Origin of the sequence: Algibacter sp. (assembly GCF_029245835.1) — a bacterium.
Classification (GTDB): Bacteria; Bacteroidota; Bacteroidia; order Flavobacteriales; family Flavobacteriaceae; genus Algibacter_B.
The window spans coordinates 1-6,800 of record NZ_JAQWOO010000064.1; the positions used below are offsets into that span (position 1 = coordinate 1).

Genomic DNA, 6,800 nt, shown 5'->3' on the forward strand with positions numbered 1-6,800 from the left:
AAGCTTTGGGAACTTTCTTAGCAACCTGATTTCAGGGCTTATCGCATATAGCTTCTTGCCTAAAAAACCGTCTATTAAATTTCAAACTATAAATTCCAATCAAGTTTGCCTGTTTTAATAATCGAACTCAGGTTATTAGGATTATTTAAATCCTGTTACCGCTATTTATTTTACCTTTTTTTGAATTTTTGCAGTATCAGTTAGCTTATTTACTATAAGCTTAGGGTTCTGATACAAATAAACAGCACTAGTGCCTGAAGCTTCAATAGTGATATCTTTTAAAACTTCAAGATAAGCATCACTACTAATGGCACAAACGATATCGCAAGTATTTATGGTGAAATTTCTCCCGTTAAATTCCGAATTATTATCTAAATCTATTTTAGAAATATCACAGGAACCTTCAATATTAACAATAGCACGTTGATAAAGTGATGTTGAAAGTATAGAAGTATTAATAAGTGCTTCAACTTTACCATTACCACTTAAGTTCAAAATACAGTTTTCACTCGTTACATTTAGTTTTACTTTAGACTTATCATCACCACTAAAATCAAAAGTATTAGATTTTAAGGTTAATCCTGCTTTTGAAGACCCACTACTTTTCAACGAAAAGTTTTCAATATCCATCGTTAAAAGTGATACAATTTCGGCATCGTCTGTCGTTTCAACATGTCTAAAAGCATCATTATAAGTCACCTTAATATTTAATTTTTTCTTGGATGTTATTTTTAGAGTTTTATTAAATGTAAGTACGCTATCAATAACTTGGAATTCAATAACCTCATGAAGGTTCTCATCAGTCTCAATTTGTACATAAGGATTTTTGTCATAAATAATTTCAACTTCAAAATCTTCATCTAAAGCTATGGTATGAAACGATTCAATATCTGTTTGTATTATAGTAACAATTCTATTGCCTTTAATTTTTTCAATATTCTGAGCGAAGGAGGTGTTGGAAATCAATAAACCAAAAAATAAGATTGAAAGTAATTTTGTCATTTTTTAAAAATGGATTAAATGCTAAATGAATCAATATGTAATACTAATGAGACACATTGGATACCGTATTAGTCACTAACAAATATAAAACAAAAACCACTCCAAGCTTTTCATAAAAGTTTGGAGTGGTTTTAAAATCAGTTGGTTGTTGGTATTGGTTTTTATTTTTGTTTCACACTTCCCGAAGCGCTATCGCTTTTGTCAACCTTTTCAGGATTTCCATAATATTTAATGTCGCCACCACTTGATGCTCTCGCAGTTAGCTCTTTTGATGTGTTTATGGTAATATCAGCACCACTGGAAGCTTTAACTTCACTAGATTCAGCCATTAAATCTGCTGCTTTTATATCTGCGCCACTACTAGCTTCAGCAACTAATTTAGTAGTTTTTCCTGAAATTCTCATGTCGCTTCCGCTGGAAGATTTGCAGTTTAAAACAGAAGTGTTTACATCAACTTCCATATCACTTCCGCTGGAAGATTTTAAATCTAAACGTTCAGTAGTAATTGTATGTGTTGAATAAACATCACTTCCACTTGTAGAAATAATACTCGATATGTTTTTAAATCTAACATGTACTTTTTTTGATGTTGCTTTACCAATATTTTTTTTAGTGTGAATTTTTAAAACACCATCTTTAACTTCCGTTAAGATAATTTCTTGCAAATTACCGTCGGCTTCAACACTAACATTTTCATTGTCACTTTGTGTTAGGTAAACATCCAAGCCTTCAGTAGCTCTAATGGTTGAAAACGATTCGTTAATAGTTCGGACTTCTGTAATGACATCTCCATTTCCTCTAATTCCAGAGTTTAGGTTCATATCGAAATTGCATGAAAAAAGCGTTAAGCTTATTACAGTGGTTACAATGAATTTGACTAGTGTGGTCATGATTGTTCGTTTTTTGATTGATTAATTTATTTTTCAAATATCTAATTGTTGATGAGCTTTAAATAATATAAATACCTGAGTTGTTATATTTTAATGATGAATTGTTAGTTGTCTGATTTTATGTTGATTCCATTAGAATTAATATCAACTTGCACAGCATCTGCTTCTATCTTTACGCCGTCTTTGTTTATTTTTACACGGTTTTCAAAATCTTTAATTTCGATACCATCTTCATTTATTTTAACACCATCCGTATTAATGTTTACTTCAAATTCGTCGTCATCACAATCTAAACACTTTGTGGCGTTATGCAATATTTTTAAGTAATGCTCTTCCATCCCATTTTCCAAAATATCATTGTAATAAGAGTCGTTTCTATGGAACGAATAGGTGTTGTTATCCGCATATAATATGGACCCTTCAGGTAAATATAAAATAAGCTCTACCTTCTGATCTCTAAATTTGTTTTTAAAATCAGACGTTAAATAGGCATCAAGTAGCAATTCATTATTAGTTAAAGTGTAATTGTAATTAATCTGTTCTGCACGCTCTTTGGCGACTTGATAATTGCTGCCTTCAGCATTTTTTTCAATACTTAAAGAAGCTAAAGAATCTTTAGTAGATCTTACTATAAGTCTAATATCTGAATTGTATATCATCTTTTCATCGTTCTCATTGTGTACCAATTTGAAAGAATTATTTCTATAAAGGTTTCCAGAATTCGATTTATGATATCTATCATTACCAATCATTCTTAGGTTTATGGTGTCATTAGCCGTTATATTTAAAAGCTCTTTTTTAGTTACTTGCGCATCAAAAGCATGTTCGCTTGCATGTTTTACGCCAATAATACTTAAGCCAATAATAGCCATTATCCAAAGACCTAATAACGAAAATTTAGCAATATTCCCAATAGATTTAAGGTTGTTAACCAATATTTTTAATCCTAAATAGAATAAGAAAAAGAACGGAATACCTACAGTAAAAAACATTAATAAAGAAGCTAGCCATACAGGCGTACTTGCCGCATTAGCAGCATCTATAAGATCAAAACCAGGAATGTTAACTGCCTCTGAAATTCCTACAGAAAACAACGCAATAATAAGCGCTATTAATGTGGTAGCACCTATAAAGATGAGCAAAACGCCAATAAATTTGGCAAATACTTTAAAGAAAAACATAATAATATCACCAATGGTATCAAAAAAAGTCCTTGAAGATGATTTTATTGAGTTCCCCGTTTTTTTTACATCAATATTTTTGGCTGCATTTGATACGGAATCCGATACATTTTTTGCAACATCACCTACGGTTTCTGTAACGGTATCAAACCCATCTTTTATTTTTTTTTCAATGTTACTAATGTTCACAGGTTCGCCTGTCATCATTATTTTTTCAGCAGTTGTTTTAGCTTCAGGTACTAAAACCCATAGCAAAATATAAAGTAAAATACCTGTTCCTGCTCCAAAAATTAATAGTATCCAAGCTAAGCGAATCCAAATGGCATCAATACCAAAGTAGTGTGCTAGTCCAGACGATACACCACCAATATAAGAGTTGTCCGTATCTCTAAATAACTTTCTAGATGGATTAGATTTACTTGAGTAAGACGTTTGTGGTTCATCCTCAAAAATCTCGTCATCTACAAGATAATCTTCAGGTTGTCCCATAATAGAGATCACCTCGTCTACCTCAGTAATTCGTATAACTTGTTTATCATTTTGCACACGCTCACTAAAAAGTTCGGCAATTCGCGCTTCTATATCGGCTATAATTTCAGATCTGCCTTGCGAGTCTGTAAATGATCGTTTTATAGCCTCAAGATAGCGTTGCAATTTTAAGTACGCATCCTCATCTATATGAAAAAATATACCTGCTAAATTAATGTTGACTGTCTTATTCATTGCTTTGTTGTTTTTTGGCTTGTTACTATTGTTACTGCATTGTGTAATTCACTCCATGTAGTGTCTAATTCCTTTAAAAATAATTTACCGGTTTCGGTTAAACCATAATATTTTCTTGGCGGTCCAGAGGTCGATTCTTCCCATCTGTAATTTAAAAGTCCTGCGTTCTTAAGTCGTGTAAGCAAAGGGTAAATGGTACCTTCTACCACCAGCAACTTCGCATCTTTTAAGGTGCCCAGAATCTCTGCTACATAAGCGTCTTCGTCTTTCAAGACTGAGAGTATGCAGAATTCCAATACGCCTTTACGCATCTGTGCTTTTGTGTTTTCTATCTTCATAGTGTCATTCTTTTAATGTTGTGAAACTGTTCATTTTTTGATTGATTTGATTGATGATTATTTTGATGAAATTTTTATTCTAATTTATTAATTGGGCGTTACCACAAGGGTCGGGCTTTCCATTTCAAGTCCTCGCACCTCCTTCGTCGGGCTGTGGGCTTTCCATTGCAATCCCTAACGCGGTCCCATCCGCCATTTATAAGTTCTTTATAAGTCATAGTTTATTTTAAAAAGTTAATGGTAAAAGGATATTTATAAATCTGTCCATCTCTGGCCTTTAAACTGGCAACAACTATAAGCGCCAATTCAATAATAAAACCAATTACCGCTAAAACACCTAAACCACCTCCTATATATAATAGAGGAGAAGGATCTCCTAAATTAATATGAAAGTCATGAAATTCATGAAAATCTATAAAGTCTAAACCGTTAAAAATTTTAAAAATAAAAAACGGAATCGTCAAGGTTCCTAAAATAATAGCATACAGAAAAACACTTAGTTGAAAATTTATGACCTGTTTTCCATGTGTGTCAATAAATTCAGATTTCTCCTTATTAGCAACCCATAAAACAATAGGGCCAATAAAATTTCCAAACGGAATAAAGAACCTACAAAATGTAGATAAATGAATAAATGTAGCGATGTTTTTTTGATGATTATCTAACATGATTTTTTCGATTGATTAAAAACATATAATAGTTTCTTATGCAAATATATGTCTAAAAGAAGGTACTTTGTTACGCATAGTACTGTAATTAACATAAATTTAACATTTATAAATGTCAAATATTTTCATAACTTAGTGAAAAATTAAAATCTATAAAATGACCTTAACACCAAGAAAATTAAATACTTACACGATGTTTAAATTGCCTTCAGCCTATTTGTGTGGTGTAAGAACAAAACATATAGATAATGAAAAATGTATTGTTGGTGTTACATTCAAATGGATAAACAAAAATCCTTTTAAGTCTATGTTTTGGGCAGTACAAGGTATGGCAGCCGAGTTTTCTACGGGTGCATTAATGATATCCAAAATTCAAGAATCAGGAAAACGCGTATCTATGTTAGTAACATCCAACAACGCCGCATTTACTAAAAAAGCAACAGGAAAAATTAAGTTTACTTGTAATGACGGTAAAGCTATAGACGAAGTTTTAAATAAAGCCATAGAAACAGGAGAAGGGCAAACTTTATGGATGCAATCGGTAGGCGTAAATGAAGAAGGTATTGTGGTTTCTACGTTTAATTTCGAGTGGAGTGTAAAGGTTAAGAGTTAAGGCGTATGCCGTAAAGTCCATTAGTCGATTTACAACTTAACAACAAACAACTAAACAAAAACTGTAACAAAACGCAAAACAAGTCAACATATAATCAAATCAACAGCAAACAACTTAACAACATACAATATTATGACATCACACGAAATTGACTACCGCATCTACGGCGAAGAAATGCAATACGTAGAAATAGAACTAGACCCACACGAAGGCGTTGTAGCCGAAGCAGGAAGTTTTATGATGATGGACGATGGCATTAAAATGGAAACCATTTTTGGAGACGGTTCTCAAAAAGATAGTGGTTTTTTAGGTAAAATTTTAGGTGCAGGAAAACGCATCCTTACTGGCGAAAGTTTATTTATGACGGCTTTTTATAACGACTTAACTGGTAAACGTAATGTGTCATTCGCATCTCCGTATCCAGGAAAAATTATACCCATAGATTTAACACGTTTTGGAGGTAAATTTATTTGCCAGAAAGATGCATTTCTTTGTGCAGCAAAAGGGGTAAGCGTTGGTATTGAGTTTTCAAAAAAATTAGGAAGAGGCTTATTTGGAGGCGAAGGTTTCATTATGCAAAAACTAGAAGGCGATGGTATGGCATTTGTTCATGCTGGAGGTACCATGGCTAAGAAAGAGCTTAAAGCAGGAGAAACGTTAAGAGTCGATACTGGGTGTATTGTAGGTTTCGATCAATCTGTAGATTATGATATCGAGTTTGTTGGAGGTATAAAAAACACCGTATTTGGAGGCGAAGGATTATTCTTTGCTAAACTTCAAGGTCCAGGAACAGTTTATATTCAATCTTTACCATTTAGTAGGTTGGCAGGTAGAGTTCTAGCATCAGCGCCTCGTACTGGAGGAAAAAGCAAAGGTGAAGGGAGCATTCTTGGTGGTTTAGGCGATTTATTGGATGGCGATAATAGATTTTAAAATGTTAATTTTACTTAAAGTTATCAAACTTGAATAATTTTTAATTAAATTTATAGCTATATAAAAAAAAGCCTATTAAAATATCTACTATTTATTTTAACCAAAACCTTAAAAAAACTATGGCAAGAGCAATGCTAGAGTATACCAAAACTGTGCTTAGTAAAGTAAGTTTTGACATTACGTTGTTTTGCAAAGAAGTACAAAAGGCACTACAAAGATTACTGCCTTACGAGATTGAAGAACTTAAAATTTATATTCATTCTTTAGTACAGCAAAACCCAGAATTAAATCAATGTTTAATTTATTTAAAACCATAAAAAAAGAGGTCGTCTAAAAACAATTTAGGCGATCTTTTTATTTTTGGTCATTTAGGTTTTATTTTGACGCTCTTTGTTTTAATAGTAAATAATAATGTTGTTAAAATAGAGCAAAGCGATTTCTATATCGCCAAA

The 6,800-nt window shown here is 32.4% G+C and carries 8 protein-coding genes; 3 read left to right on the forward strand and 5 right to left on the reverse strand.

The features are described from left to right. Nucleotides 1-165: 165 nt before the first annotated feature. The 5 genes from P8K68_RS10315 to P8K68_RS10335 form a co-directional block, all read right to left on the reverse strand. The gene (locus tag P8K68_RS10315; protein ID WP_300250463.1) at nucleotides 166-1,002 is read right to left on the reverse strand and encodes a DUF2807 domain-containing protein; all 837 of its coding nucleotides are present in this window, start codon (nucleotides 1,000-1,002) and stop codon (nucleotides 166-168) included. Nucleotides 1,003-1,163: 161 nt separating this feature from the next. Then, a complete protein-coding gene (locus tag P8K68_RS10320; protein ID WP_300250464.1) occupies nucleotides 1,164-1,892 on the reverse strand; it encodes a head GIN domain-containing protein in 729 nt (242 codons plus the stop codon). Nucleotides 1,893-1,996: 104 nt separating this feature from the next. Beyond that, nucleotides 1,997-3,796, reverse strand: a complete 1,800-nt coding sequence (locus P8K68_RS10325; RefSeq protein ID WP_300250467.1) for a PspC domain-containing protein — start codon at nucleotides 3,794-3,796, stop codon at nucleotides 1,997-1,999. Beyond that, nucleotides 3,793-4,134: a PadR family transcriptional regulator gene (locus P8K68_RS10330; protein WP_300250470.1), complete on the reverse strand. Its 342-nt coding sequence runs from the start codon at nucleotides 4,132-4,134 to the stop codon at nucleotides 3,793-3,795. The genes P8K68_RS10325 and P8K68_RS10330 overlap by 4 nt, the downstream gene beginning before the upstream one ends. Nucleotides 4,135-4,355: 221 nt before the next feature. Continuing rightward, entirely contained in the window at nucleotides 4,356-4,802 is a 447-nt protein-coding gene (locus P8K68_RS10335; RefSeq protein WP_300250472.1) for a DUF4870 domain-containing protein, read from the reverse strand. A 157-nt stretch (nucleotides 4,803-4,959) separates the two neighbouring features. Between P8K68_RS10335 and P8K68_RS10340 the strand changes: the two genes are divergently transcribed. From P8K68_RS10340 to P8K68_RS10350, 3 genes are all read left to right on the forward strand, one after another. Then, the gene (locus P8K68_RS10340) at nucleotides 4,960-5,415 is read left to right on the forward strand and encodes a DUF4442 domain-containing protein (RefSeq protein WP_300250475.1); all 456 of its coding nucleotides are present in this window, start codon (nucleotides 4,960-4,962) and stop codon (nucleotides 5,413-5,415) included. A gap of 132 nt (nucleotides 5,416-5,547) precedes the next feature. Further along, nucleotides 5,548-6,348 (forward strand): TIGR00266 family protein, encoded by an 801-nt coding sequence (locus tag P8K68_RS10345; protein ID WP_300250478.1) that lies wholly within the window; start codon nucleotides 5,548-5,550, stop codon nucleotides 6,346-6,348. Between the two features lie 119 nt (nucleotides 6,349-6,467). Next, nucleotides 6,468-6,665 (forward strand): hypothetical protein, encoded by a 198-nt coding sequence (locus P8K68_RS10350; RefSeq protein ID WP_300250480.1) that lies wholly within the window; start codon nucleotides 6,468-6,470, stop codon nucleotides 6,663-6,665. Nucleotides 6,666-6,800 lie beyond the last annotated feature (135 nt).

Excerpts from the sequence above, each read along its gene's own strand:
- P8K68_RS10315 (WP_300250463.1), bottom strand. The coding sequence starts at position 1,002 with ATGACAAAATTACTTTCAATCTTATTTTTTGGTTTATTGATTTCCAAC.
- P8K68_RS10320 (WP_300250464.1), bottom strand. The coding sequence starts at position 1,892 with ATGACCACACTAGTCAAATTCATTGTAACCACTGTAATAAGCTTAACG.
- P8K68_RS10325 (WP_300250467.1), bottom strand. The coding sequence starts at position 3,796 with ATGAATAAGACAGTCAACATTAATTTAGCAGGTATATTTTTTCATATA.
- P8K68_RS10330 (WP_300250470.1), bottom strand. The coding sequence starts at position 4,134 with ATGAAGATAGAAAACACAAAAGCACAGATGCGTAAAGGCGTATTGGAA.
- P8K68_RS10335 (WP_300250472.1), bottom strand. The coding sequence starts at position 4,802 with ATGTTAGATAATCATCAAAAAAACATCGCTACATTTATTCATTTATCT.
- P8K68_RS10340 (WP_300250475.1), top strand. The coding sequence starts at position 4,960 with ATGACCTTAACACCAAGAAAATTAAATACTTACACGATGTTTAAATTG.
- P8K68_RS10345 (WP_300250478.1), top strand. The coding sequence starts at position 5,548 with ATGACATCACACGAAATTGACTACCGCATCTACGGCGAAGAAATGCAA.
- P8K68_RS10350 (WP_300250480.1), top strand. The coding sequence starts at position 6,468 with ATGGCAAGAGCAATGCTAGAGTATACCAAAACTGTGCTTAGTAAAGTA.